The sequence below is a fragment of the Neobacillus rhizosphaerae genome (assembly GCF_050477885.1).
Classification (GTDB): Bacteria; Bacillota; Bacilli; order Bacillales; family Cytobacillaceae; genus Neobacillus; species Neobacillus rhizosphaerae_A.
The window spans coordinates 1-1,816 of sequence record NZ_JBCNAC010000122.1; the positions used below are offsets into that span (position 1 = coordinate 1).

The window sequence follows — 1,816 nt, forward strand, 5'->3', positions numbered from 1 at the left end:
GCTTTAAAGCGATGGGGGACTGTCCCCGCTATTGGTTCCAATTACAACAGTAGCGTCCCGTTCTGCGTCCCTAACTACTTTAGTGGCCAATCCCGAATTTGTAAAAATCTCAAATGTTTGTGTTGCCTGCATTTCGCTCGTCTCGATCAAGAGGTGTCCTCCTACAGCGAGCCAATCAGGAGCTTCTTTTACCACTCTTCGTAAAATATTTAGGCCATCCCCTCCTCCGTCCAGAGCCAAATTTGGTTCATAAAGACGGGCCTCCAGAGGAAGCAGCTCTATTGCTTTCGTGGGAACATAAGGTACGTTAGCTACCAGTATATTTATACGACCTTTCATCCAACGTGGTAAAGCATGAAACAAGTCACCTTTAAAAATATGACCACCGAATGTAGTTACGTTTTTTCTTGCACATCGAATGGCGATATGGTCGATGTCAGAACCATACAACATTATGTCTCCCATAGCTGCTGCCAGTGCGGCACCTATAGCCCCTGAACCACAACAGAGGTCAACGACGAGATCACCAGAACAAGCTAATTCTTCCGCCTGCCGAACAAGAAATTCTGTACGTTGCCGAGGAACAAAAACGCCTCGCTCCACTACTATCCGAAGCCCACAGAACGGTGCCCATCCAATTACGTATTCAAGTGGTAACCCATCGACTCGCATTTCGACCTTTTTTGTGAGGTCCTCTAAAGATTGTGCTTCTGAAACAAGTAACTGAGTCTCATCTTCTGCAAATACACACCCCGCACTACGAAGCATATTCACAATCGATGTTACCGTATGGTTGTCTACCAAAATACTTATACCAATCACCCTTTTAATTTTGGATTAACAATAATTTATAAAGACATTATGAAATTAGCGTTTTATCTTTTTGTTTAATAATGGAATGTACAATATGGACGGAGTTCCATTCTCCCGAGGAAAAAGACGTAATAGGGTATTTTTTTGGAAACAATGTTTGATTAATCTCGTCCGGCTTCCTTCCTTCATCATAAAGTTTTAAAATAGTTCCTTGCAGATCCAACAGATAGTCCAGCTTTCTCTTAAGAGCTGTACGCCCATTGCTCAGATATCCTGCATGACTGCAAAACACGTCATCAAACTCATAGGTTAATACTTTTTTTAATGATTCGATAATCACAGGGACATTTTCCTCTCGAAGAACGACCTTTGTCTTTTCCTGACAATAGAGGTCTCCAGTAAAAAGCTGACCTGTATCTGTATTTAAAAATGCAAGATGATCAATGGAATGGCCTGGTGTTTTGATTACTTGCCATGTTGCATGTGGTGAACGAAAGGTTTCTCCAATTGGTTCTGCGCGAAAGGGTCTACGCCTTCCCCAAAACAGTTGACGATATAATGGATAATCCGCCTTCTTCATGCAGGATTCAAGCATGATGTCATCCATGAAAAGCGGAAGCTGAAGATTTTTCTGCAGGAATGAGGCACAGCCTGTATGATCTTCATGAAAGTGGGTGATCACTACTTGATCAATATCAAGTTGCTTAAAATATGACGTAAAAAACCTTTCCAGTGACTTTGCTCCAGTATCAATTAAAACACCATCAATGAAAAAGCAATGAACATTTAATTTCACACTTTGGAACGATAGGGTTCCATTACTCATCTGCACCCCATTCACACTCTTTTGCTCAAAATTCTTCTTCATGAACATGTACTCTTCTCCCAACCTATTACAAAGTCATTAAAATATATTCATAATATTCAAATTATAACAGTCGTCAAAGTGGAAGTACACTTGTTAACAAAAGCCTTCTTAAAAAGGGGACAGTCCCCCGTTGCG

Annotated in this window: 2 protein-coding genes; both read right to left on the reverse strand. The window is 41.1% G+C overall.

Annotated elements, in window-relative coordinates:
* Positions 1-3: 3 nt before the first annotated feature.
* Positions 4-768, reverse strand: a complete 765-nt coding sequence (locus ABES03_RS17200) for a putative protein N(5)-glutamine methyltransferase (protein ID WP_430118906.1) — start codon at positions 766-768, stop codon at positions 4-6.
* Between the two features lie 91 nt (positions 769-859).
* Positions 860-1,687, reverse strand: coding sequence for an MBL fold metallo-hydrolase (locus ABES03_RS17205; RefSeq protein WP_430118904.1), 828 nt, complete (start codon positions 1,685-1,687; stop codon positions 860-862).
* Positions 1,688-1,816 lie beyond the last annotated feature (129 nt).

Bases quoted from the DNA above. Each gene is read 5' to 3' on its own strand.
- ABES03_RS17200 (WP_430118906.1), bottom strand. From the start codon at position 768: ATGCTTCGTAGTGCGGGGTGTGTATTTGCAGAAGATGAGACTCAGTTA.
- ABES03_RS17205 (WP_430118904.1), bottom strand. From the start codon at position 1,687: ATGTTCATGAAGAAGAATTTTGAGCAAAAGAGTGTGAATGGGGTGCAG.